Source organism: Microbispora sp. NPDC046933 (assembly GCF_040644635.1).
Lineage (GTDB): Bacteria > Actinomycetota > Actinomycetes > Streptosporangiales > Streptosporangiaceae > Microbispora.
In genome coordinates, this window is sequence record NZ_JBEYWW010000018.1 from 115,387 (window position 1) to 138,465 (window position 23,079).

Sequence of the window (23,079 nt, forward strand, 5' to 3'; positions counted from 1 at the left end):
AATCCCAATAACAAAAACCCCGCCGCCTTTATGGTCGGCCTCCCGCGGGTTACCCCGGGTCCCGCGGGGCCCGCCGGCCGGGGAGTTCTCCCGGCCGGCGGCCACCAGCATGTTCCCCTCCGAACCCGCTCTGTCCAGGACGAGGTGACACAGGGTTAGGAAATCCTGACGTAGCGGATTGTTGACCGGCCGGTCAATCAGGCGGACCGTCGGGTCATAGGTCACCTCTCCCCGTACGGAGGCACGGATGGATCTCACGAGATCGTTCTCCGACATCGTCGCCCTCGTCGCCGGGCTGGTCGCAGTGCTCGCGCACTTCTTCTGGGCCGACACCCAGGCGGCCACGCAGCCGCTGCTCGTCCTCGGCGCACTGCTCGTCGTCTCTGCCCTGTGGTCCATCCTGGGCGCGGGCGGCGCCAGTTCCTGGGTGACCGCGGCGTTCGGCGCCCTGCTGTTCGTCTCCCCCTGGGCGTTCGGCTTCGACGGCGACTCCGCCTCGGCGTGGACCGCCTGGATCACCGGCGCCGTCACCGTCATCGTCGGTCTGCTGACCGTCCTGCAGGTGCGCGGCCGGACGACCGTCGCCGCCTGATCCCCACCGACCCCGCCCCGGCCGGACCCGGTCCGGCCCGGCGCCCCACCTCCGCGTACGGCCCCGCCGCCCGTCGCCCCTCCAGGCGACCGGCGGCGGGGCCGTACGCCTTTCCCCGCCTTTCGCGGTCTATCAGCTCGCCCCGGATCCCACCGGAACCGTCATGGCGCACTCCTGGCGACGTAGCGCTTGATAAATGGCCAAACCAAAAGCATCGCGATGACGGCATAGATCGCGATGGACACCGGACCGCCGAGCAGGCCCGACAGGTCGCCACCGGACAGTTGCAACGACCGGCGGCCCTGGAGTTCCGCACGCGGACCGAGGATCACACCGACGATCAACGGCAGCACGGGCAGCCCGAAGCGCCGCATCACGAACCCGAGCAGCCCCAGGAGCAGCAGCAGGACCAGGTCCAGCGGCTGGGAGTTGACCGCGTAGGCCCCCATCGAGGCGAAGAACAGGATGCCCGCGTACAGGTAGGGCCTGGGGATGCGCAGCAGCTTCGCCCAGGCCGGTGCGAGCGGCAGATTGAGGACGAGCAGCAGCAGGTTGCCGAGGAACAGGCTCGCGATCAGCGTCCAGACCAGAGCCGGCTGCCGTTCGAGCAGCAGCGGCCCGGGCTGGATGCCGTACGACTCGAAGGCCGCGAGCATGACCGCCGCGGTCGCCGTGGTCGGCAGGCCGATGGCCAGCATCGGCACGAGCGTCCCCGCGGCGGAGGCGTTGTTGGCCGCCTCGGGCCCGGCGACGCCTTCGATGGCCCCGTGGCCGAACTCCTCGGAACGCCTGGCGAGCCTCTTCTCCGTGACGTACGAAAGGAAGGTCGGGATCTCCGCCCCGGCGCCGGGCAGCGCCCCGAAAGGAAAACCGAGCGCGGTGCCGCGCAGCCACGGCCTCCAGGATCTGCGCCAGTCCTCGGCGCCCATCCAGGGCCTGCCGACCGGGATGACCGGCGCGGCCGTCCGGCGCATGTGCGCGGCCACCCACAGGGCCTCTCCCACGGCGAAGATCCCGACGGCGACGACGACCACGTCGATGCCGTCGGCGAGTTGCGGGATGCCCAACGTGAGCCGCTGCCGGCCGGTGACCCCGTCGATGCCGATCAAGCCGATCACCAGCCCCAGCAGCAGCGAGGCGAAGCCGCGCACGCGCGAGGAGCCGAGCGTCACCGACACCGCGACAAAGGCCAGCAGCATGATCGCGAAGTAGTCGGGCGCGCCGAGGCTGATGGCGAACGTGACCACCAACGGCGTCACCAGCACGAGCAGCAGGGTGGCGATGGTGCCGGCGACGAACGAGCCGATGGCCGCGGTCGCGAGGGCCTGCGCCGCCCTCCCCGCCTTGGCCATCTTGTTGCCCTCGATGGACGTGATGACCGAGGACGACTCGCCGGGCGTGTTGAGCAGGATGGATGTCGTCGAGCCGCCGTACATGCCGCCGTAGTAGATGCCGGCGAACAGGATGAACGCCTGCGTCGGGTCCATTCCGTAGGTGACCGGAAGCAGCAGCGCCACCGTCATGGCCGGGCCGATGCCGGGAAGCACTCCGACGGCGGTGCCGGCGACCACGCCGAGCAGCGCCATCAGCAGGTTGCCCGGCGACAGCACGTTGACGAACCCGTCGAGCAGGTGGGTGAGGTTGTCCATCACAGGATCCCCTGCAGCACGCCGGCCGGCAGGTTGACCCCGAGGCCGATCGCGAACGCGTAGAAAGTGATCAACGACAGCGCGATCGCGATCGCCAGGCCGCGCACGTGATGCCGGTTGCCCAGGGCGAAGGCCGCCCCCCAGAACAGGACGGTCCCGCTGACGACCCAGCCGAAGGGCTCGATCAGCACGGCGTTGGCGGCGAAGGCGCCCGCCAGCAGCAGGACCGTCCGCCAGTCCACCGCGGTGGACAGGTCGACGTCCTCGCCGCCCTCCGGTTCGCCGCGGCCTCCCCTGGCGACGTCCACGCCGTAGACGACCGCGACCGCCAGGAGGGCCACTCCCAGGAGCACCGGCACGGGACGGGGGCCGATGGGGTCGTTGCTACTGGTCAGAGGCGCGATCCGCAGGGCGTCGACGATCACCAGCGCGCCCAGCAGGGCGAGGAACGCGCACACGCCGTACTGCGCGCGGTCTCCGCCCCGAGCCCCACCGTCGCGGGAGAGCCGCTCGTCCCGCACGCTCATGGGGCCGCCTCCGCGACTCGTGCCGTGCTCACCGACCGGCTCGCTTCGCTCGCTCACTGCCGCACCGTCCTCGTGTCGGTGGTCCGGAGACTCATGCCAGACCGAGCTCGGCGAGGATGGAGGCGACACTCTTGTCCTGCTCGGCCATATAGGCGGCGAACTGGTCACCGGTGACGAAGGAGTCGGTCCAGCCGCGCTTGACCAGCTCGGCCCTCCACTGCTGCGAGTCGTGCATCCGGGTGAGCACGTCGATCCACATCCGCTTGTCGGCGTCGCCGATGCCGGGCGGGGCGACGATCCCGCGCCAGTTCGTGAAGACCAGGTCGATGCCCGACGCTTTGAGGGTGGGGACGTCCTTCAACACCGCGACCGGCTCGGTGCTGGTCACCGCGAGCACCCTCAGCTGGCCGGCGGTCACCTGGTCGAGGAACTCGCTGTATCCGCTCGCGCCGAAGCCGACCTTGTTGCCGAGGATCGCGGGCAGCAGTTCGCCGCCCCCGTCGTAGGAGACGAAGTTGACCTGCTTGGGGTCGATCCCCACCACCTTGGCAAGCTGCATCGGCAGCAGGTGATCGGGCCCTCCCGGCGACGAGCCGCCGCCGACCGCGATCTTCTTCGGGTCCTTCTTCCACGCCGCGACGAGGTCTCCGATCGTCTGGTACGGCGAGTCCTTCGACACGACGATCGCGCCCGCTTCCTCGATGAGCTTGGCGAGGGGGGTGGTCTGGGACAGTGTGGCCTTCGATTTGGACGTGTACGACGCGCCCACCACGCCCAGGCCCATCTGCATGGCCAGCTTGCCGTTGCCCTTCTCGTTGATCATCCGCTGCAGTCCGACCGTGCCGCCCGCGCCGGGAAGGTTGAACACCTGGATGCCCGAAGCCATCCCGGCGTCCTCCATGACCTTGGCCGCCGTTCTCGCGGTGGTGTCGTATCCCCCGCCCGGCGTGTTCGGCACCATGATGCGCAGGCCGGCGACCGGGCCGCCGTCCGTTGCCCCGCCGGTCCCCTTCTCAGCCGTCGCGCCGCAGGCCCCGGTTCCCAGGAGCGACAGCGTCGCCAGAGCGGCGATGACAGTTCTGATCCGGTTTCTCACAATCGTCTCTTTCCTGGCGAAAGGTCTCGGGGCCATGATTATGCGAACCCGGCAACGGGCCGTCTTCCTTCTGTGAGCAGCGGAGATTGAGTTCATTGTGGTCGTGAGATCTCGTGGCCCGACCCTGGCGGGCGAGCTGCTGGCCCTGCAGCTCGTCATCGTCGTAGTGGTGTTGTGCGCCGTCGCCGCCATCTCGCTGGCCCAGTCCGAGGCGACCTTCGATCGGGTCGAGGGACGCCGGGTGACGGCGCTGGCCGAGCAACTGTCGTGGAACCCTCTGGTCCGCAGCCAGATCGACCAGCCGGCACCCGCCGAGGTGCTCGCCCCGCTGATGCAGTCGACACTGACGGATTCGGGCGTCACCTCCGTCACGATCGCCGACGTCAGCGGCAAGATCATCGGTTCCACGGACACCACCCTGCTCGGGACTCCCCTGCCGCTCGGCATCCCGGGTGTCGCCCGGGCACGGGGCTGGTCCGGCTATCTCCCGGTCGGCGGGACCCGCCATCTGGTCGCCCAGGTCCCCGTGCTGGGGGCCACGCCGCAGAACCACGGCCGCCACCTCGGGACCGTGATGATCGGGGTGGCCGCTCCGACCGCCTGGGAACGCCTGGCCGGCGCGTCGTCCTACCTGCTGGTCCACCTGGGGGTCGCCAGCGCGCTGGGCGTTCTCGGCTCCTGGCTGCTGGCCCGGCGCATCAAACGGCAGACCCTGGGCATGGAGCCGCGCGAGATCACGGGCCTCGCCGAGCACCGGGAGGCGATGCTCCACGGGATCGCCGAAGGCGTCGTCGCGCTCGACCCGCAGCTGCGGCTGACGCTGGTCAACGACATGGGCCGGATGCTGCTGGACCTCCCCGGCCACTGCGTGGGGATGACGCTGACGGCGCTTGGCATCGAAGGACGCCTCTACGACGTGCTGGCGGGCGGCGAGGAGGCGCGCGACGAGATCGTCATCCACCGCGGACGGGTGCTGGTCATGAACCGCATGAGCGTCGTCAAGGACGGCCGGCGCCTGGGCTCGGTGACCACCTTGCGCGACCGGACCGAACTGGCCCAGTTGGAACGCGAGCTGGGATCATTCCGTAGTTCCACCGAGTTGCTGCGCGCCCAGGCCCACGAGTTCGCCAACCAGCTCCATGTCATATCGGGCCTGATCCAGGTGAACGAGCACGACGAGGTCGTCCGTTACATCCGCGCCCTGAGAAAGCACCGCGAGTCCCTCGACCTGGCCCTGACCACCCAGGTCCGCGACAACGCGGTCGCCGCGCTGCTGATGGCGAAATCCGCGCTCGCGGCCGAACGCCGGGTGGAGCTTCGCCTGTCCGGCCGTACCGCCCTTGACCGGCTGGACCCGATGGACGCGGCCGACGTGGCGACGGTGACGGGCAACCTCGTCGACAACGCCATCGACGCCGCGGTCGACGCCGCGAACGCCGTGGGCGGCGAATCGGAGGCGTGGGTGGAGGTCGAGCTGCGCCAGGACGCCTCCTGCGTCGAGATCGTGGTGCGGGACTCCGGCCCCGGCGTCGCCCCCGAACTCGCCAGGGAAGTGTTCACCCGGGGCTTCACCACCAAGGCGGCCCAGGGCGGCGAGCGGGGGATCGGCCTGGCGCTCACGCAGCTCGTCTGCCGGCGGCGCGGCGGCGAGGTGGCCGTCACGAACACCGCTGACGGGGCGATGTTCACCGCCCGGCTGTCGGTGGGCCGCCGCGAGCTGCTGGAGGCGCGCCGGTGATCGACGTGCTGGTGGTCGACGACGATTTCATGGTCGCGAAAATCAACAGCGGATTCGTCCGCAGGGTGGACGGATTCCGTGTGGTGGGCACGGCCGGCACCGGGGAGCAGGCCCTCGCCCGTGTCGGCGAACTACGCCCCGACCTCGTGCTGCTCGATCTGTATCTGCCCGACGTCTTCGGCCTGGACGTCATCAGCCGGATCCGCGCCGGGGGTCACGACTGCGACATCATCGTGATCAGCGCGGCCCGCGAGATCGAGGCGGTGCGGGGCGCCGCCCGGCACGGGGTGGGCAACTACCTGCTCAAGCCGTTCGACTTCGACGACCTGCGCGTACGGCTGGAGCGGTACGCCGCCCAGCGGGCCGAGCTGGGCAGCGTGGTCATCAGCAGCCAGGCCGACGTGGACAAGGTCCTCGCCGGGGCCGTGGCGCCGCCTTCCCCCGCCCTCCCCAAGGGGATGAGCGTGGAGACGGCCGAGCTGGTCCGGCGGGAGTTGTCCGCCGCGGAGGGCACGCTGTCGGCCAGCGAGTGCGCCTCCCGCGTGGGCATCTCCCGGGTCAGCGCCCGCCGCTACCTCGAACACCTGGCCGCCCTGGGACACGTCCGCGTCTCCCTGAAGTACGGGGCCGCGGGACGCCCGGAACGCCGTTATCAGTGGCATCGTCCCCAATGAGTGGGCGGTTCCTGGGACCCTGACGGCCGACGGTCGCCGCGGGCCTCTGCGAGGACGGCAGGGCATGCTGGACTGCATGCACGTGTCCGTACGCTTCTCGCCCGAGCTGTGGATCTTCCTCGCACCGCGCAACCGGCGGCCGGAGGTGCTCCTGCCGTACGACGGGACGTCCTCGCTCGGCCACGTGATCGAGTCGGCGGGCGTTCCGCTGACCGAGATCGGCGAGCCGGCCGCCGGGGGCCGACCGGTCGATCCGTCGTACCGGCCGCGCCCGGACGAGGTGGTGGAGGTGCCGGCCGCGCGCAGGCCGCAGGCCGTGCCGGACTGCCGGTTCGTCCTCGACGTCCACCTGGGGACGCTGGCGCGGCGGCTGCGCCTGGTCGGGCTGGACACGGCCTACCGCAACGACATGGACGACGACGCCCTGATCGAGCAGGCCAACGCCGAGGACCGCGTGCTCCTCACACAGGACAGGGGCATCCTGCGGCGCCGGTCGCTGCGGCGCGGCGCGTACGTGCGCGGGGCCCGGCCGGACGACCAGTTCCTCGACGTGCTCGACCGCTTCCGGCCGCCGCTGAGCCCGTGGACCCGCTGCACGGCCTGCAACGGGCGGCTCGCGCCGGTCGGCAAGGCCGAGGTGGAGGAGTCTCTGGAGCCCGGCACCCGGCGCAGCTACGAGGAGTTCGCCCGCTGCCTCTCCTGCGGCCGGATCTACTGGCGCGGCGCCCACAGCGGCAGCCTGGCGGCCGTCGTCGACCGCGCCCTCCACGCGGTCACTCCCGCGCGTCGTGGGCGAGCAGGGCGAGCTGGATCCGGTTGACCAGGCCGAGCTTGGCCAGCGAGCCGGAGATGTGGGCCTTGACCGCGCCCACCGACATGTACAGCCGCTGGGCTATCTCCGCGTTGGACAACCCGTCCGCGACGGCGTACGCCACCTCGCGTTCCCGGTCCGACAGCCTGGAGAGCCGGTCGCGCGCCTGCTGGGCGCGGGTGCCCCCGCCCCCGGTCACCTGGGCGATGAGGCTGCGCGTCACCTCGGGAGACAGCACCGGCTCCCCCGCGGCGGCCCTGCGCACCGCCTCGACGATCCGCTCCGGCGACGTGTGCTTGACCAGGAATCCGGCCGCGCCGGCGCGCAGCGCCTCGACGACCGTGGTGTCGCCGCCGAAGGTCGTCAGGACGATCACCTCCGGCGTGCGTCCCGACCGCGCCACGAGCGAGCGGGTCGCGGCGATGCCGTCGAGGTACGGCATGCGGACGTCCATCAGGATCACGTCCGGGGCGAAGCGGGCCACGGCGCCGGGCACCTCCGCACCGTCGGCGGCCTCACCGACGATCTCCAGCTCGGGCGCGCCGCGCAGCATCAGCCGCAGGCCCGCGCGGACCAGCGGATCGTCGTCGACGAGCAGCACCCGGATCGGGCCGGTCATGCCTGCCACGGTAGCCGGGCGGTCAGCCGGAATGAACGGTCCAGCCGCTCGTGCTCCAGGGTGCCGCCGGTGAGCGCCACCCGCTCGGCCAGCCCGGCCAGGCCGTTCCCCCCGGTCCCGGCGGAGTCGCGAACGCCCTCCAGCGGGTTCTCCACGCTCACCGTGAGCACGCCGCCCGGCTCGCCCTCGATACGTACGGTCACCGGGACGCCCGGGGCGTGCTTGCGGGCGTTGGTCAGGCCCTCCTGCACCACCCGATAGGCGGCCTGCTCCACGTGCCGCGGCGGGGACGCGCCGGTCCCGGCGCCCGCCCGCAGCAGGACGCGCTGCCCCGCCGCCTCGGCTTCGGCGACCAGTGCGGGGATGTCGGCCAGCCGGTGGTGCGGCCCGGTTTCGCCGGTCGCCGCCTCGTCGGAGCGCAGCACCGCGAGCACCTCGGCGAGCTCGTCGAGCGCCCGCCTGGCGTTGTCCCGGATGACCTCCGCGGCCTGGCCGACCTCGGCCGCGCCGAGCGGCGGCCCGTCGCCGGAGGCGGCCCGCGCCGTACGGTAGGCGAGCGCGCCCGCGTGCACGCTGAGCAGCGACATCCGGTGGGCCAGCACGTCGTGCATCTCCCGGGCCAGGCGCTCGCGCTCGGCTCTGCGCGCCTCCTTCACCCCGAGCAGGTGTTCGCGCCGCTGCACCTGGGCGTCGTGCCACAGGCTCACGACGAGCAGGCGGCGCGCCCGCACGGCCGTCCCCAGGCAGAACGGGACGACGAACAGCAGCAGCGTCGTCGCCACGATCACCGGCCGGTCCACGCCGGGGGGCCGGCCGAACAGCGCGTAGTGGCCGACGACCATCAGGTACGCCACGGTGACCGTCGCGGCGCGCGGCCACGGACGGTGCACGGCCACCGTGAGCGTGATGGCCATGGCCGCGCCCAGCGCCGATCCCGAGACCAGCAGCGCGGGCACCATGGCGACGGCCAGGAGCACCGGCAGGCGGCGCCGCCACCACAGCGCCAGGCAGGCGAGGGCGCCGGCCCACGGGTTGACCGCGGCCATCCAGCCGGGCACGAAGTCGACGCCCTCCGGTGGGAAGTCCAGGTTCTCCGCCCACATGACCGCCGAGAAACCGAACAGCACGGCGTCCGCCGCCCAGTCGCGCACGGTGCGGCGAGGTGCGGGCCATCCGTCGAGCGCGGCGAGCTCGGCCGGCAGCAGGAGCCGGCGTGGCCTGGCGGTCATGGCCCGAGCCTACGTGCGCCTCGCCGGACGCGGCTCTGGCCGGACGGCCATGCCACGTGGCCGGTCGGCCAGTGCGGGAGACCGGGCGTCCGGCGTGGGATGCCGGCATGAACGCCATCACGGAGTCTCGCGGGGCACGGCCCGCGACGCTGCTGTGCGGTGCCGTCAGCGGCCCGCTCTTCCTGGGCGTGATCCTGGTGGAGGGAGCCCTCCGCTCGGGCTACGACCCGTTGCGCCATCCGGGCAGCGCACTGAGCCTCGGCGACCGGGGCTGGATCCAGATCGCCAACTTCCTGCTCACGGGGCTGTCGCTGCTCGGCTTCGCCGCCGCGGTGCGCCATGTGCTGCGGTCCCCTGTGGGTGCCCTGCTCGTCGGCGTGGCCGGGCTGGCCCTGGTCGTCTCCGGCCTGTTCACGATGGATCCGATGCACGGGTATCCACCGGGCAGCGCGGACCCGATCACGACGAGCCCGCACCATCAGGTGCACGACGTGGCCGGTGGGGTGCTCTTCCTCGCCATCCCGGCCGCCTGCTTCGTGATCTCCCGCCGCCTCCGGGGCGGCTGGCGCGCGTACCTGCTGCTGACAGGCGTGGCCGGGCTCGTCCTGATGATCTGGTTCGGCAGCGCCTGGGAGGCCGGAGCCGCGAACGCGGGCCTGATCCAGCGCATCCTGATCGCCGTCGATCTGGGCTGGGTCACGCTGCTCTCCCTCCGCCTGCTGCGCCGACGGGGCCGGGCCGTCTCCGGGACGTGAGCCCCGCCCGCCGTCTCGGCCGGGAGGGAATGCCCGGCGTCCGCCGGTGGTTTCAGGCGACAGCAGTTGAACTTTCAATTAGGAGGGGCCATGCCCGCCGTCACCGCCGACACCCTGACGCTGCCACGCGTCGCCGTACCGGATCCGGCCATCGCCGGACCGCGCCCCGTCCGGTCGGTGACGACCGCGCCCAGCGGCTTCGAGGGCGAGGGCTTCCCCGTACGGCGCGCGTTCGCCGGTGTGCCGCAGTCCGCGCTGGACCCGTTCATCCACATGGACCAGATGGGCGAGGTCGAGTACGCACCGGGCGAGCCGAAGGGCACGCCCTGGCACCCGCACCGTGGCTTCGAGACCGTCACCTACATCATCGACGGCGTCTTCGAGCACCAGGACTCCAACGGAGGCGGCGGCACCATCACCAACGGCGACACCCAGTGGATGACCGCCGGGGCCGGCCTGCTGCACATCGAGAAGCCCCCGGAGCACCTGGTGGTCTCGGGCGGGCTCTTCCACGGCATCCAGCTGTGGGTCAACCTTCCTCGCGCGCACAAGTTCCATCTGCCCCGTTATCAGGACATCCGGGGGCGGGAGGCGGCGCTGCTCGCCTCGGCCGACGGGGGCGCGCTGCTGCGGGTGATCGCCGGGGAGCTGGACGGGCAGGCCGGCCCGGGTGTCACGTTCACCCCGATCACGATGGTGCACGCGACCGTCAGCCCGGGCGCCCGGCTGGACGTGCCGTGGAACCCGGACTTCAACGCCCTCGCCTACGTGCTGGCCGGCCAGGGCTCCGTGGGCGCCGAGCGGCGGCCGGTCCGCAAGGGGCAGCTCGCCCTCTTCGGCCCGGGCGGGTCGCTGACCCTCGCGGCGGACACCGCCCAGCCCCAGGCCGAGCCCAATCTGGAGGTGCTGCTGCTGGGCGGGCAGCCGATCCGCGAGCCGGTCGTGCACTACGGCCCGTTCGTGATGAACACCCGCGCCGAGATCATCCAGGCGATGGAGGACTACCAGGCGGGGCGTCTGGGCGTCATCCCCGCCGAGCGGGTCCCCCATGCCGACGGACCTCTCACCTGAGGTTGAGTCTCCAGTAGGGGGAGGCACGAGGGTAGGGGCATGGACGGCGACACGCTCTACTCGATCGGCGAACTGGCCAGGCGGACCGGGCTGACGGTCAAGGCCGTCCGGTTCTACTCCGACCGCGGGATCGTGCCGCCCACCGGCCGCAGCCCGGCCGGCTACCGCCTCTACGACATCGACGCCGTCGCCCGGCTGGACCTCGTACGGACGCTGCGCGACCTGGGAATCGGCCTTCCCACGATCCGGAAAGTCCTGGACCGGGAGACCACGCTGGCTCAGGTCGCGGCGGCGCACGCCGAGGCGCTGGCGACGCAGATCCGGGTGCTGCGCCTGCGGCGTGCGGTGGCGACGGCGGTGGCACGGCGCGGCTCCACCCCTGAGGAGATGGATCTCATGCACAGACTTGCCAGGCTTTCCGAGGACGAGCGACGGCGCCTGGTCGACCGCTTTCTCGACACCGCCTTCGGCGGACTGGACGCCGACCTGACGGGGATCAGGCGCACGATGACCCCCGAGCTGCCCGAGGATCCCGATGACGAGCAGGTCGAGGCGTGGGTCGAGCTGGCCGAGCTGGCCCGGGACCCGGAGTTCGGGGCGCTCATGCGGCGCGTCGCGGAGCAGCACGTGGCCGACCGCGTCCGGGGAGACGGCCCGCGTCCTGACGCGGTGGCGATGGTCCGCGACCACGTCGCCCCCGCGCTGGCCGCGGGCGTCGACAGCGCCTCCCCTCAGGCCGACGCGATCGTCGCCGCCGTGACCGCGCGGTACGCCGACCTCGTCGGCCACCCGGACGACGCCGTGCTACGGCGTCGCCTGCTGACCCTGCTGGAGGCCGCGAACGACCCGCGCCGTCAGACGTACCTCCGGCTGCTCGCCGTGGTCAACGGCTGGCCGCCCCCGGCCCCGCTGACCCCGGCCCTCACCTGGTTCGTCGACGCGCTGAGAGCCCGTTCTGACCGATGAGGGAGCATTCTGTCGGCGCCCTCTGGCAAGATCACGCCGACAGATCTTCCGCCTGCTCCGGAGCGTCCCGTGTACGACGACCGCCCTGCCTTCGCTGGGATCTTCTCTCACTACCGGAAGCTGCTGCGGGACGAACCGTGGCTGGAGACGGCCATCTGCTGGACGGTCGTCGTCCCGCACGACCACCGGCCGTTCTCCGTCGCCGACGTCGGAGCCCGGGTGAGCGGCGGAACCCCGCACGAAACACACGAGGCCGCCCCGCTGGAGGCGCTTCCCTTCTTCGACCGGGTTTATCCGATGTCGGTGGCGCCGGCGGGCTCAGCCGCAGTGCTGTTCGAGAACAACGGGTTCCTGGGAAGCCTGCCCGAAGTTCTGCGGCGGCTCAGCCGTGACGGCAGGGTGTGCGGCGTCTACTGGAACGTCGAGGGTGACAACAAGCTGAGCTACGCGGCCGACGGACGGGTGCTGGTCTCCCTCGACGCGATGTTCTCCGAGGAATGGGACGACGACGACTTCGCGGCGCTGGAGCCGGAGCTGCGCGTCATGACCGGGTTGCTGGCCGAGGACGAGGACGAGTGGCAGGCCGCCGCGATGACCGTGGTCGAGCTGGTGACGGGGGTGCGGCTCACCGGCGAATGGCTGTCCGGCGCGCATCCCTACCTCACCTTCCAGTGGCCCGTCGCGACGGAGCCGCCCTCGCCGGAGGAACTCGCCGAACACCGGAACGACCCGGAGGTGAAGCTGAGGGTCGCGGTGGAGGCTGCGTCGCAGTCGCAGCAGTTCGCCGCTCTCGCACACGTGGCGGAACTGCTCGCCACGCGGTTCCGGCTCGACGAGTTTCCCGTCGTACGGGACGTCCAGGCCGACCTCGCGGCCGGACGGCGGGCCGGGGAGCAGCGAATCGTGGAGCTGCGGGAACAGCTCGTGATGCCCTTGGCCCAGCGGTTCCACGAAACCGATGACGACGATGACGATGACGACGTGGACGACGCGTCGTTCGAGGAGAACCCGGCGTGGCAGCGGATGCAGGCGGGGATAGCCCTGGACATCGCCGCCCGGGGGCCGGGAGGCGCTCCGATGGGGTTCGACGCCTACCACCATGCCCGTCTGGCCATGGGTGACGACTGGGCCGCACTCCGCGAGACCATCCGCGAGACCCTGTCCGGCGTGGGTGCCTGAATCACGGTCCACGGCTCGCGTGCCTGACCGGATCCTTGTTCGCCGGCGTCACCGACGACGAGGTGCACGGATGGCTCACCGATAGCCGCGCCTTGGCCGAGGCCGCCGGCAGCGAGGCGGACATGGCCCACGCGGCGGTCGGCTTCGGGCAGTTGGCGTGGCTGCGCGGCGACCACGACCGCGCCGCCGAGCTCATGACCGAGTGCCTGCCCACCCTGCGCCGGCTCGGCGACCGCCGCTGCACCGGCCGGGCGCTGTGCATGCTCGGCCGGCGGGCGTACGAGAACCAGGAGCAGGCCAGGGCCGAAGAGCTGCTACGCGCCAGTGTCGAGGCGATCGCACTCGCCGGCCAGTCGTTCGTGCTCGTGTCGGCGCTCGAGGCCCTGGCCGCCGTGTACGCCGCGCAGCACCGCCCCCGCAGCGCGGCCGTGCTTCTCGGCACGGCACACAGCGTGCGCGAGGCGGCCGGTGCGCACATGCGCCCCCTGCAGCCGCCCGACCAGGAGTTGCGCCACACCCTCGTACGGGTCCTGGGCACCGCCTCCTTCGACAGCGCCCACGGTCAAGGGGAGCGCCTGTCGCCGACGGCCGCGCTGCGGCTTGCGCCGTTGGACGAAGAATCCCGGCCCGTCGCCCCCTGACCCCTCACGATGCCGATGTCGCGACCCCGCCTCCCACGCGGCGCAGCCCCTCGGGCGTGAGGTCCTTGAGGGTGGGATATCCGTCGACGGCCATGATGAGGTCCGCTTCGGCCAGTATGGAGCGCAGCACGTGCACGACGGCGTCGACACCGCCGACCGCGAGCGCGTATGCGTACGGACGGCCGATTCCCACCGCCGTGGCGCCCAGCGCCAGCGCCTTGATGACGTCGGCCCCACTGCGCACACCCGAGTCGAACAGGACCGGCAGCCCGTCGGCGGCCTCGATCACGCCGGGCAGGCACTCCAGGGCGGGCAGTCCTCCGTTGGCCTGCCGTCCCCCGTGGTTGGAGCAGTAAACGGCGTCCGCGCCGTGGTCCCTGGCGCGCCGGACGTCCTCCGGGTGACAGATGCCTTTGAGCATCAGCGGCAGCCTGGTCTGCGAGCGCAGCCAGTCCAGGTCGTCCCACCTGAACGGCCCACCGAAGATCGGCAGCCTGCGCACGAACGCCTCGGCGGCGTCCTCGCCGGGTCGCAGCCCCTCACGGAACACGGGGTCGCTGGTGTAATTGCTCAGGCATCCGCTCGGCACCTGTGGATAGTTCGAGCCGCGCAGGTCCCGGGGCCGCCAGCCGGTGACCCACGTGCCCAGGGTGACGGCGATGCCCTTGAAACCCGCGGCCTCGGCACGGTGCACCAGGCTCGCGGCGAGGTCCCGGTCGGACGGCGTGTAGAGCTGGAAGAAGCCGGGCGTGTCGCCGAGCTCCGCTGCCACGTCCTCCATCGGATCCGCAGAAAGCGTCGCCGCGAAGAACGGGACGTGCGTGCGCGCGGACGCACGCGCGCAAGCGAGGTCGCCGTGGTCGTCCTGAGCGCACACCCCGATCACCCCGATGGGCGCCATGAACACCGGCGAGGGCAGCCTCGTCCCGAACAGCTCGATCGACATGTCACGCTCGGCGGGAGCGACGAACATGCGCGGATACAGGCCCCAGTGCGTGAACGCCTCGCAGTTGGCCCGCTGGGTGTGCTCGTCACCGGCGCCGCCGGCCACATACCCCCAGACCTTGGGCCGCATGGCGGCCGACGCCCTGTCTTCGAGCTCCGCGAAGGTCATGGGATACGGCGGTTGATGGCCGCTCTGCCCCTGGGCGTACAGCTCGTCCTGATACTTCGCGAAGCTCATACGGGCGCGTTACCCCTGGCAGGGTGCACTACCCGAGCCGAGCGGCCAAGCGACGGCCAAGTATGCGGAAAAGAGCCGGGGCCCCGCCCGCGGCGGTGACACCCGGGACCGTCATCGCGTCTCCCAAGCCCTCTCGGGTATGCGGTAGAAGGTGCGGGTAGCCGTCCACCAATTCCGGTCGGCGAAGCGTCCCGTGATGCGACCCACCATGCTCGCCATGAGATGCATGTCCCGCTTGAGGTTCCTTGTCTCCCCCAGCTCCAGTCCAGGCGTGTACGGCAGGTACTCAGGGAGATCCATGTCGCCCCCCTGGTCGTACGGCGGGGTGACGTCTCCGAGCTGTGCTCCGTCGTAGTAGAGGTTCAGGGGATCCAGCTCGCCCAGCTCTTCGCGGCAGAAGATCTCGAAGACACGGCGCTTCCCAAGGTTCAGGATGGCGGGATGGTACGGATGCAGACCGAAGACGAGGACATGCGTCCAGCCGGGGGCGTGCGGGCCGATCCACACGGCGCCTCGCTCCCGGGTGCTTCCGTACACCTCTGTCGCGATTTCGAGGTCGCACTCCAGGCGGGAGTCCGGATCCACCCGGAGCAGCCGGGAGAGTTCTTCGGAATCGTCGCCCTCGACCCAGAGCCCATGGAATCCGCTGTGGAGACCGTGCCCGTGCTCGACCATCAGATCCCACTGGTTCTCCGCGGGGAGCGCCTGCTCGGTGTGCGTCATTCCATGCCCTCATATCCCCCGAGGGTCCAGCGCGAGCGCACAGCGGACCGGGACGAGGCAGAGTCCGCCGAGGCGGAGCATGTGGCTCCGTCCGGGCCGCCACGGCCGGTGGACACGGATGACCTGTGCTCGGGCGACGTCATGCGTGACATCCGGGAGCGTCATCACGTCTCCCACGACTGTCGGGTATGCGATAGAAGGTGCGGGTCGCCGTCCACCAGTCCCGGTCGGCGAAACGTCCCGTGATACGGCCCATCATGCAGAACATGAGGTGGATGTCCCGCTCGTGGTCCCGTTTCGTGCCGAGCTCCAGCCCTGCCACGTAGGGAAGATATTCCGGGATGTCCATCTCTCCACCCGCTTCGTCCGGCGGGCCCGTTTGCTCAGCCGAAGATCCCGGCTGTGGATCGGGCTGTTCAGTGGTGATGGGCGTCGACAGAATGCCCGTTGGGACCCTGTGTGCGGGGACCATGCTCCACCCCTCGCCCCGCGCACGATCGTCACCGCCGGCGCTCTTCTGCGAGGCTCAGGGGCGGGCTCGCTCAGCACGGCCAGGCGTTGCGGGGGACGCGGTAGAGGACGCGTGCCGTCTCGAACCAGTCCCGGTCGAGAAACCGGCCCGTGATCCGCCCCGCCAGGATGAGGTAATACTCCACCAGCTCCCGAAACCCGGCGTCATCCAGGTCCAGGTCCCGCGCGTAATCCTGGAACGCCTCCTCTCCCACCCTGCCCACATACTCTCCGTCGTGGTAGTAGACCATCCCCTCGTCGGCAAGCTCGTACAAGCCGGCCATGTGCCAATGAGCGAGGATGCTTCTTCCTCCCGCGCTCGCTTCTTCGGACAGTGTAAAGCCCCTGTTCATGGTGACTGAGACAGACCAGCCCGGAGAGTGCGCCCCGATCCAGACCAGAGTTTCCTGCTCGTCATTGTCGATCAAATTGAATGCGGTATCCAGACCGCAGAGAACTCCAGAGCCCGGATCCACCCGGAAACGCTCTGCGGCTTCATCGATTCTCTCTGTGTCAATCCATGCCACATCGAATCGGTTGTTCAGGAGGTACTCCTCCAGAAGATCCCACTGGCTCTCCGCGGGCATCGCTCGTGACAGGTTCAACCGACAGTTCCTCTCCCAGTTCGTGCAAGTCTGTGAGTGGAGACGGATGACCGGCTCCACTCACAGACGTTCGCCTAGGCTACCTGAATTTTGTCCGGCTTAGCTCACGATCTTGACCCAGAAATTATTGCCGGGAACGACACGATAGTCGGCGTAGAAGCTATCCAGGGCGGCCCCATGATCCAGGTTGTGCTGCTTAGGAACCGCTTGGATGGAGTAGTTCCCCTTCTTCTGGGCAGCGCCTTCCAGCGTCGACGCGAATGGATACTCGTCACAATGGAGCCATCCCGCCTGGGGAACCCCGTAGGTCCATTTCTTCGCCGTCTTGTACTCATCCCAGAAGTAGTACTTGCATAGGTTCACCCCTATGAGCTGGCTACTGGTCGGCTTGGGCCTGGTGCCGTCAGAATTCAGAGGAAGATCCGGCCAGTGTTTCTCGTCCGCTGTACCTTGGTCCGTGATGAACTCGATGTTCTGGAAGAACTTACGGTTCTCGGTCGCGCCTTCATCGTTGACCTTCGTCAGCGCGGCACCACCCGCGGCCCAGTTTCCGGGGATCGCCTTGCTCATGGGGGTCACCGTGCTGGTCTTCGCAGGCGGATGCAACGGGTCGGCCCAGTTGTGGCCGGGGCGCTTCGGCGGGGCAGTGCCCGCGTTGACCGCGGGGTTGAGCGCTTTCTCGATGTGCTTGATGACCTCGAGGAAGTTGGCGTTCTTGCTCTTGGACATCACAAACACCCGGGAGACGCCGAGGTTGATGCACCCACCCCTTCGTTGGCGCTTTCCCCAGCCGGCTTTCTCCCAGTCGCACTGCACCTTGGGCACCAGTTGCGTGTACGGCTTACCGTCCAAGGGGCTGATGGGAATCCCCGAGCCGTGCCGGAGGACCAGATTCTCCTCGACGATGTTACGGCTGTCGACGAGTGTGCGGTTCCAGAGCGGAATAGTCACGCCTGTGCCCAGGTCCTCACATCGTCCACGATCGCAAGATGATCAAGGCGCGCGAAGATCTTGAATTTCTGGGGCGGCAGCTCCAGCTGCGGTGCGGAGAACTCGTGTCCCTTGGTGTTGCCGAGGTAGGAGTGCATGACCCAGGTGGCGCGGAACCGGAAGGCGTCATCATCCTCGATCTCAACCTTTTGCCCGTTCCTCCGCCTTGCGTTCTGAAGCTGCGCCGACCGCGTCGCGGACCTCTTCATCACACCCGCGAACGGGTTCTCGGCGAATTCCAGGATATAGATGTAGGATGACCAGCAATAATTGTAGCTGGATTCGTGAATACGAGACTGGCCGTAGGCAAATCTCCCCTTCATCCAGGTCTCGTAGGAGTCCGCTGTGTCTCCATCGTAGTTGTTGTCGAGCGTCTGGCAATCTTCCAGGTTGATTCGCTTGTAGAAGCTGCCGTCCTCCGCGGCGGTAGAGGCGCTCGTCGTGATGCTGGGCGACGTAAGGGCCGGGCTCGCCTTCGCGTACGGCGCTGCCGGAGCCGCGGCCGCCTGAGCCTGCGTGAACAGGTCAGCGACTCCGGCCGCTGGCAGCGGACGCTGATAGGCCACGGTCTCGTCCATGCTCCCGGCCATCGCCGCGCCGATCCGCAGCGGGGCCTGGGCGTCCCAGATGGGGAAGGACAGCTGGGCGGTTCCGGCCTGTGCTCCGTTCAGGTACAAGGTGGCCGTCCGTGTGGCCGCGCATCACATTCGGTGCCGCCAGCGTGTCCATTCACGGGTCCCTCGTGACTGACGTTCACCGGCTTTCGTGAAGTCCCTTGGTTGACTGGCATGCCCGAACCGCGAGCAGCGGCTCGGCGATCCGGGCCTGGACGCGGGATGATCGCTGCGGCACGCCGAATCTCCATCCGGCACCTGTACAAGTTGTTCCAGGAGCAGAGCGTCAGCGCCGCCCCTGAGGGGACAGGATGAACTGAGCCCCCAACAAGACGCCTGTCGCCGCCCCGGGGTCCGGGGCGGCCGGGTCAGGAGGCGGCGGAGTAGGCGTTCAGCTCCTTCTCGAACCAGTCGATCGTACGGCGCAGGCCGGTGGCGGGGTCGACGCGCGGCCGCCAGTCGAGCCGCTGCTCGGCGAGCGTGGTGTCGGGACGGCGGACGGCGGGGTCGTCCACGGGCCGCTCGACGAACCGGATCGGGGAGGAGGAGCCCGCGAGGTCGCGGATCGTCTCCGCCAGCTCCGCCATGGACATCTCCGCCGGGTTGCCGACGTTGACCGGCCCGGCGAAGTCGCTCTCCGCCAGTGCGAGCACGCCGTCGATCGTGTCGTCCGCGTAGCAGATCGACCGCGTCTGGCTGCCGTCGCCGGTCACGGTGATCGGCTCGCCGAGCAGCGCCTGACGGATGAACGTGGGAATCGCCCGGCCGTCATGGGGCCGCATCCGCGGGCCGTACGTGTTGAAGATCCGCACGATCGCCGTGTCGGTCCCCCGCGAGTTGCGGTAGGCCGTGGTCAGCGACTCGGCGAACCGCTTGGCCTCGTCGTACACGCTGCGCGGCCCGACCGGGTTGACGTTGCCCCAGTACGTCTCCTTCTGCGGGTGTTCCAGCGGGTCGCCGTACACCTCACTGGTGGAGGCGAGGACGAACCGCGCGCCCTTCTCGGTGGCGAGCCCCAGGGCGTGCAGCGTCCCCATGCTGCCGACCTTCAGCGTCTCGATCGGATGACGCAGGTAGTCGGCGGGGGACGCGGCCGAGGCGAAGTGCAGCACCAGGTCGACCTGGCCCGGCACGTGGACGAACCCGGTGAGGTCGCACTCCACGAGCCGGAACGCCGGCCGCCCGATCAGGTGCTCCACGTTGCGCGGCGACCCGGTGAGGAAGTTGTCCAGGCAGACGACCGCCGCACCGCGCTCCACCAACCGCTCGCAGAGGTAGGAGCCGAGGAACCCGGCTCCCCCGGTGACCACGACACGGGATCCCTTCACCGCACTCCCACTCCTCGCAACCTCCTGACCGCGTCGAGCACCTCGGGCACACCGATTTCGAGCAGCCCCTCCGACGGCCGGTCACCGTGCGGATCGCCCCTGCGCCCCGCCCACAGCGCGATGTGCGGGCGGCCCGGCGGCGGTCCCCACAGCGCGGGCGGCACCGGGCCGTACAGGATGACCGAGGGCGTGCCGACGGCGGTGGCCAGGTGCGACATGCCCGTGTCGCCGCAGACGACGAGCGCCGCGTGCGCCGTGAGCGCGGCCAGCTCGGGCAGGTTCGTACGGCCGGCCAGCACGGACTCCTCCGGCAGTCCGGCGAGCTGGGCGACATGGCGGGCGAGGGCGATCTCGGTCACGCCGCCGGTGACGACGACCCGGTGGCCCTGGCCTGCCAGCTCGGCCGCCACCTGGGCGAAGCGGTCCGGCGGCCACTGCCGCGCCCGGAACGCCGCCCCCGGATGGATGATCACCTCGCCGCCGGCGAGCGGGCTCGGCCCCGGGTCGCCCAGCGCGAGGTCCTCCGGGTCGGCCGGGATGCCGTACCACTCCAGCAGCGAGCACCAGCGCCGCCTCTCGTGCGTCTCCGGCTCCCAGGGCGGCCCGTCCGGGCCCGGCACCAGGCGGTGGGCGTGTGTGAGCAGGCGGCCCGGCCGGGTGCGGCGCAGCGCCTGGATGCTCTCCGGGCCGCTGCCGTGCAGGTTGACCGCGACGTCCGGCGACTCGTACGGCACCGGCCCGGGGCCGGACACGTCGAGCACCTCGTCGATGCCGCCGATCAGCGGCAGCAGCCCGCCGAGGTAGGCCGGGGTGGCCAGCACGAAATGGTGCTCCGGGTGCGCCCGCCGCAGCGCCCGCAGCGCGGGCACCGACGTCAGCAGGTCGCCGAGCCCGAGCCCGCGCAGGGCGAGCAGCACCGGTCTTCGCGGATCTTCTAGGGCCATGACGTCTCCGTGGAGGCGCACACGACCAGCTCCCTGACCTCGCAGCCCGGCGGCTGGCCGAGCGCGAACAGGATCGCCGAGGCGACGTCCTCCGGCTGGTTCAGCCGGGCGTCGGGGCCGGGCTTGTACTGGTCGGGACGGTCGTTGAAGAAGTTCGTCCGCATGCCGCCGGGGATCAGCAGGGTCACTCCCACCTGCCCGGCCAGCTCGGCCGCCAGGGCCCGGGTGAAGCCCACGACGCCGAACTTCGACGCGCAGTAGGCCGTCGCGTCGCTGAGCGCGCGCACCCCGAGCGTGGAGGCGACGGTGACGACCTTGCCTCCCGATTGGCGCAGGTAGGGCAGGGCCGCCCGGACCACCGCGGCGGTCCCGAGCAGGTTGACCCCGATCACCCGTTCCCACTGCTCGGCGGCCACGTCCTCCAGCCGGCCGCAGGCGTCGACGCCCGCCGCCGTCACGACGCCGTCGAGCCCGCCCGCCCGGTCGGCGAGCTCGCGCACGGCCCGCTCGGCCTGCTCGCGGTCGGCCAGGTCGGCCCGCACGCAGTCGAACTCGCCGTCCGGCTCGTTCACGTCCACGACCAGCGGCCGTCCGCCGGCCTTGGCGACCGCCATGGCGGTGGCCCGGCCCAGGCCGGACGCGCCTCCGGTGATCAGTACGTTTCCCACCATTGAGGTAGATCCCTTTCGATAGGCGGCCGAAGTCACGAGGCGGCTCGGGCCGCGGCGATCAGGCCGGTGGTGGAGTAGCCGGGCACGGTCGGCAGGATGACGACCTCCCCGCCGGCCCGGCGTACGGCCTCGGCCTCCGGCATCGACCGCTCGTCGTAGTCCCCGCCCTTCACCCACACGTCCGGGCACAGGCGCTCGATGACCTGCGACGGCGTGTCCTCGCCGAAGACCGTCACGGCGTCCACGCAGCCGAGCGCGCGCAGCACCTCGACCCGGTCGCGCTCGCTCACCAGCGGCCTGCTCGGTCCCTTGAGCCGCCGGATCGAGTCATCGGAGTTCACGCAGACCACCAGGGCGTCGCCTAACGCCCGGGCCCGCCGCAACAGGCTCACATGCCCGGCGTGCAACAGGTCGAAACACCCGCCGGTCGCGATCAGGCGGCCCCCGGCGGCGCGTACGGCGGCGGCCACCTCGAAGGCGGACGCGCCGGGCGGGAACGGCACCGGCGACTCGGCGGCAGGGCGCGGCAGGCGCAGCGCGGCGGCCCCGCCCTCCTCCACGAATCTGGTGGCCTCGCCGACCGCGCGGGCGACGGCGTCCTCGGTGGACGCGCCGTCCGCCAGGGCGAGCGCCGCCGCCGCGGCGAAGCGGTCGCCCGCGCCGCAGGCGTCCGTACCGGCCGCCACGTGCGGAACGGGGACCGGCCCGAACCTGCCGCCGCGGCGGGCCAGCATCGCCCCGCGCTCGCCGAGCGTGATCGCGACGGCCTCGGCGTCGAGGTCGCGCACCAGCCTGCGGGCGGTGCGCTCCGGCGAGACGTACGGCTCCTCGCACATGCCGCGGGCCTCGGCCTCGCTGGGCGTGACCAGCGCGCATCCCGGCACGGGCAGCGACCCCCGGGGATGGGGGTCCCAGACCAGCGGCACGTCGAGCGCGCGCAGCGGCTCGCGCAGCAGGTCGGCCACGCCGCGCCCGTAGTCGGCGACCAGGACCGCGCTCGCCGCGGCGAGGGCGTCGGCCGCGCGGCCGAACGCCGAGGCGGAGGCGACCTGGCCGGGCCGTCCCATCGCCCGGCCGTCTCCGGTGTCGATCCTGACCAGCGTCTGCCCGCGGGCGCGGACCCGCGTCTTGCGCACGGTCGTGCCGCGCAGCGGCAGCCGCACGATCTCGACAGAAGGCGACAGCAGGCCCTCCAGGCAGCGGCCGGAGGGGTCGTCGCCCATGGCGGTGATCAGCACCACCCGCGTGCCGTCGCGGGCGGCCAGCAGCGCCGCGAGCCCCGCGCCGCCCGGCCGGTGGTGCTCCGCCTGCCCCTCCACGACGGGGACGGGGGCGTCGGGGCACAGCCGGTCGGCCGTGCCCTCGACGTCGACGTCGAGCAGGGAGTCTCCGACGATGACGAGTGGTCCGCTCACGCCACCGCCTTCTCGATCACGTCACAGAGCATGTGGATCACCGTGAGGTGCACCTCCTGGATGGTCGCGGTGTCGTCCGCGGGCACGGTCAGGGCCTCGTCGCACAGCTCGGCGAGCGGGTTCGGCCCGGGGCCGGTCAGCGCCCAGGTCGTCAGGCCGCACTCGCGGCCGGCCTCGGCCGCCTCGGTCACGTTGCGGCTCGTCCCGCTGGTCGACAGGCACATCAGCACGTCGCCGGGGCGGCCGTGCGCCCGCACCTGCCGCGCGTACAGTTCGGCCATGCCGAAGTCGTTGCCGATGGCGGTCAGGGACGAGGTGTCGCCGTGCAGCGGGATCGCGGCGTACGGCCGCCGGTCGGCGCGGTAGCGCCCGACCAGTTCCGCGGTCAGGTGCTGCGCCTCGGCGGCGGAACCGCCGTTGCCGCAGGCGAGCAGCCTGCCGCCGCCGCTCAGCACGGCCGCGAGCTTGTAGCCCCAGGCGTGGATCTTGGGCGTCTCCGGGTCCACCGCCGTCAGCGCGGTGCTCAGCCGGGCCAGATGAGGATGCATC

The 23,079-nt window shown here is 71.0% G+C and carries 25 protein-coding genes; 9 read left to right on the plus strand and 16 right to left on the minus strand.

Going from position 1 to position 23,079, the window contains the following annotated elements; translation table 11 throughout:
* Window positions 1-225: hypothetical protein (locus ABZ857_RS24065; RefSeq protein WP_357046370.1), on the minus strand; the 225-nt coding region annotated here is incomplete at its 3' end.
* Window positions 226-247: 22 nt separating this feature from the next.
* Between ABZ857_RS24065 and ABZ857_RS24070 the strand changes: the two genes are divergently transcribed.
* A complete protein-coding gene (locus tag ABZ857_RS24070; RefSeq protein ID WP_357046371.1) occupies window positions 248-592 on the plus strand; it encodes an SPW repeat protein in 345 nt (114 codons plus the stop codon).
* Window positions 593-753: 161 nt separating this feature from the next.
* On the opposite strand, the gene ABZ857_RS24075 is transcribed toward ABZ857_RS24070, so the two are convergent.
* The 3 genes from ABZ857_RS24075 to ABZ857_RS24085 all read right to left on the minus strand — a co-directional run bounded on the left by ABZ857_RS24075 (window position 754) and on the right by ABZ857_RS24085 (window position 3,864).
* Window positions 754-2,241 carry a tripartite tricarboxylate transporter permease gene (locus tag ABZ857_RS24075; RefSeq protein ID WP_357046373.1) on the minus strand — a complete coding sequence of 496 codons (1,488 nt, stop codon included), beginning with the start codon at window positions 2,239-2,241 and terminating at the stop codon, window positions 754-756.
* Entirely contained in the window at window positions 2,241-2,768 is a 528-nt protein-coding gene (locus tag ABZ857_RS24080; RefSeq protein ID WP_357046375.1) for a tripartite tricarboxylate transporter TctB family protein, read from the minus strand. The genes ABZ857_RS24075 and ABZ857_RS24080 overlap by 1 nt, the downstream gene beginning before the upstream one ends.
* Before the next feature lie 91 nt (window positions 2,769-2,859).
* On the minus strand, window positions 2,860-3,864 hold the full coding sequence (locus tag ABZ857_RS24085) for a tripartite tricarboxylate transporter substrate-binding protein (RefSeq protein ID WP_357046377.1): 1,005 nt from the start codon (window positions 3,862-3,864) through the stop codon (window positions 2,860-2,862).
* A 103-nt stretch (window positions 3,865-3,967) separates the two neighbouring features.
* Between ABZ857_RS24085 and ABZ857_RS24090 the strand changes: the two genes are divergently transcribed.
* The 3 genes from ABZ857_RS24090 to ABZ857_RS24100 all read left to right on the plus strand — a co-directional run bounded on the left by ABZ857_RS24090 (window position 3,968) and on the right by ABZ857_RS24100 (window position 7,096).
* The gene (locus ABZ857_RS24090; protein WP_357046379.1) at window positions 3,968-5,602 is read left to right on the plus strand and encodes an ATP-binding protein; all 1,635 of its coding nucleotides are present in this window, start codon (window positions 3,968-3,970) and stop codon (window positions 5,600-5,602) included.
* Complete coding sequence (locus tag ABZ857_RS24095) at window positions 5,599-6,276, plus strand: response regulator (RefSeq protein ID WP_357046381.1); 678 nt, start codon at window positions 5,599-5,601, stop codon at window positions 6,274-6,276. Before ABZ857_RS24090 ends, ABZ857_RS24095 begins: the two co-directional genes overlap by 4 nt.
* A gap of 64 nt (window positions 6,277-6,340) precedes the next feature.
* Window positions 6,341-7,096, plus strand: a complete 756-nt coding sequence (locus ABZ857_RS24100; protein ID WP_357046383.1) for a Mut7-C RNAse domain-containing protein — start codon at window positions 6,341-6,343, stop codon at window positions 7,094-7,096.
* On the opposite strand, the gene ABZ857_RS24105 is transcribed toward ABZ857_RS24100, so the two are convergent.
* Both ABZ857_RS24105 and ABZ857_RS24110 read right to left on the minus strand, forming a co-directional pair.
* Window positions 7,050-7,706, minus strand: coding sequence for a response regulator transcription factor (locus ABZ857_RS24105; RefSeq protein WP_357046385.1), 657 nt, complete (start codon window positions 7,704-7,706; stop codon window positions 7,050-7,052). The two genes, ABZ857_RS24100 and ABZ857_RS24105, sit on opposite strands and share 47 nt — an antisense overlap.
* The gene (locus ABZ857_RS24110; RefSeq protein ID WP_357046387.1) at window positions 7,703-8,935 is read right to left on the minus strand and encodes a histidine kinase; all 1,233 of its coding nucleotides are present in this window, start codon (window positions 8,933-8,935) and stop codon (window positions 7,703-7,705) included. Before ABZ857_RS24110 ends, ABZ857_RS24105 begins: the two co-directional genes overlap by 4 nt.
* Window positions 8,936-9,042: 107 nt before the next feature.
* On the opposite strand from ABZ857_RS24110, the gene ABZ857_RS24115 reads away from it, so the two are divergent.
* The 5 genes from ABZ857_RS24115 to ABZ857_RS24135 all read left to right on the plus strand — a co-directional run bounded on the left by ABZ857_RS24115 (window position 9,043) and on the right by ABZ857_RS24135 (window position 13,547).
* Window positions 9,043-9,690, plus strand: a complete 648-nt coding sequence (locus tag ABZ857_RS24115) for a DUF998 domain-containing protein (RefSeq protein WP_357046389.1) — start codon at window positions 9,043-9,045, stop codon at window positions 9,688-9,690.
* A gap of 90 nt (window positions 9,691-9,780) precedes the next feature.
* Window positions 9,781-10,761, plus strand: coding sequence for a pirin family protein (locus ABZ857_RS24120; protein WP_357046391.1), 981 nt, complete (start codon window positions 9,781-9,783; stop codon window positions 10,759-10,761).
* A gap of 39 nt (window positions 10,762-10,800) precedes the next feature.
* Complete coding sequence (locus tag ABZ857_RS24125; protein WP_357046393.1) at window positions 10,801-11,727, plus strand: MerR family transcriptional regulator; 927 nt, start codon at window positions 10,801-10,803, stop codon at window positions 11,725-11,727.
* A 69-nt stretch (window positions 11,728-11,796) separates the two neighbouring features.
* Complete coding sequence (locus ABZ857_RS24130) at window positions 11,797-12,906, plus strand: DUF6461 domain-containing protein (protein WP_357046395.1); 1,110 nt, start codon at window positions 11,797-11,799, stop codon at window positions 12,904-12,906.
* Window positions 12,907-12,941: 35 nt separating this feature from the next.
* Window positions 12,942-13,547, plus strand: a complete 606-nt coding sequence (locus ABZ857_RS24135; protein ID WP_357046397.1) for a hypothetical protein — start codon at window positions 12,942-12,944, stop codon at window positions 13,545-13,547.
* A 4-nt stretch (window positions 13,548-13,551) separates the two neighbouring features.
* Here the strand turns inward: ABZ857_RS24135 and ABZ857_RS24140 are convergent, their stop codons facing one another.
* The 10 genes from ABZ857_RS24140 to ABZ857_RS24185 form a co-directional block, all read right to left on the minus strand.
* Window positions 13,552-14,730: an alpha-hydroxy-acid oxidizing protein gene (locus ABZ857_RS24140; RefSeq protein ID WP_357046399.1), complete on the minus strand. Its 1,179-nt coding sequence runs from the start codon at window positions 14,728-14,730 to the stop codon at window positions 13,552-13,554.
* A gap of 111 nt (window positions 14,731-14,841) precedes the next feature.
* Window positions 14,842-15,453, minus strand: coding sequence for a hypothetical protein (locus ABZ857_RS24145; protein ID WP_357046401.1), 612 nt, complete (start codon window positions 15,451-15,453; stop codon window positions 14,842-14,844).
* Between the two features lie 542 nt (window positions 15,454-15,995).
* Complete coding sequence (locus tag ABZ857_RS24150; protein ID WP_357046403.1) at window positions 15,996-16,628, minus strand: hypothetical protein; 633 nt, start codon at window positions 16,626-16,628, stop codon at window positions 15,996-15,998.
* Window positions 16,629-16,667: 39 nt separating this feature from the next.
* Window positions 16,668-17,519: a NucA/NucB deoxyribonuclease domain-containing protein gene (locus ABZ857_RS24155; RefSeq protein ID WP_357046405.1), complete on the minus strand. Its 852-nt coding sequence runs from the start codon at window positions 17,517-17,519 to the stop codon at window positions 16,668-16,670.
* Entirely contained in the window at window positions 17,516-18,235 is a 720-nt protein-coding gene (locus tag ABZ857_RS24160; protein WP_357046407.1) for a hypothetical protein, read from the minus strand. The genes ABZ857_RS24155 and ABZ857_RS24160 overlap by 4 nt, the downstream gene beginning before the upstream one ends.
* A 305-nt stretch (window positions 18,236-18,540) precedes the next feature.
* Window positions 18,541-19,500, minus strand: a complete 960-nt coding sequence (locus tag ABZ857_RS24165) for a UDP-glucuronic acid decarboxylase family protein (RefSeq protein WP_357046409.1) — start codon at window positions 19,498-19,500, stop codon at window positions 18,541-18,543.
* Window positions 19,497-20,444 carry a glycosyltransferase family 9 protein gene (locus ABZ857_RS24170; RefSeq protein WP_357046411.1) on the minus strand — a complete coding sequence of 316 codons (948 nt, stop codon included), beginning with the start codon at window positions 20,442-20,444 and terminating at the stop codon, window positions 19,497-19,499. Before ABZ857_RS24170 ends, ABZ857_RS24165 begins: the two co-directional genes overlap by 4 nt.
* Window positions 20,435-21,115: an SDR family oxidoreductase gene (locus ABZ857_RS24175; protein WP_357046413.1), complete on the minus strand. Its 681-nt coding sequence runs from the start codon at window positions 21,113-21,115 to the stop codon at window positions 20,435-20,437. The genes ABZ857_RS24170 and ABZ857_RS24175 overlap by 10 nt, the downstream gene beginning before the upstream one ends.
* Before the next feature lie 32 nt (window positions 21,116-21,147).
* The gene (locus tag ABZ857_RS24180; protein WP_357046415.1) at window positions 21,148-22,530 is read right to left on the minus strand and encodes a PfkB family carbohydrate kinase; all 1,383 of its coding nucleotides are present in this window, start codon (window positions 22,528-22,530) and stop codon (window positions 21,148-21,150) included.
* Complete coding sequence (locus ABZ857_RS24185; RefSeq protein WP_030512289.1) at window positions 22,527-23,078, minus strand: SIS domain-containing protein; 552 nt, start codon at window positions 23,076-23,078, stop codon at window positions 22,527-22,529. The genes ABZ857_RS24180 and ABZ857_RS24185 overlap by 4 nt, the downstream gene beginning before the upstream one ends.
* Between the last annotated feature and the right edge of the window lies 1 nt (window position 23,079).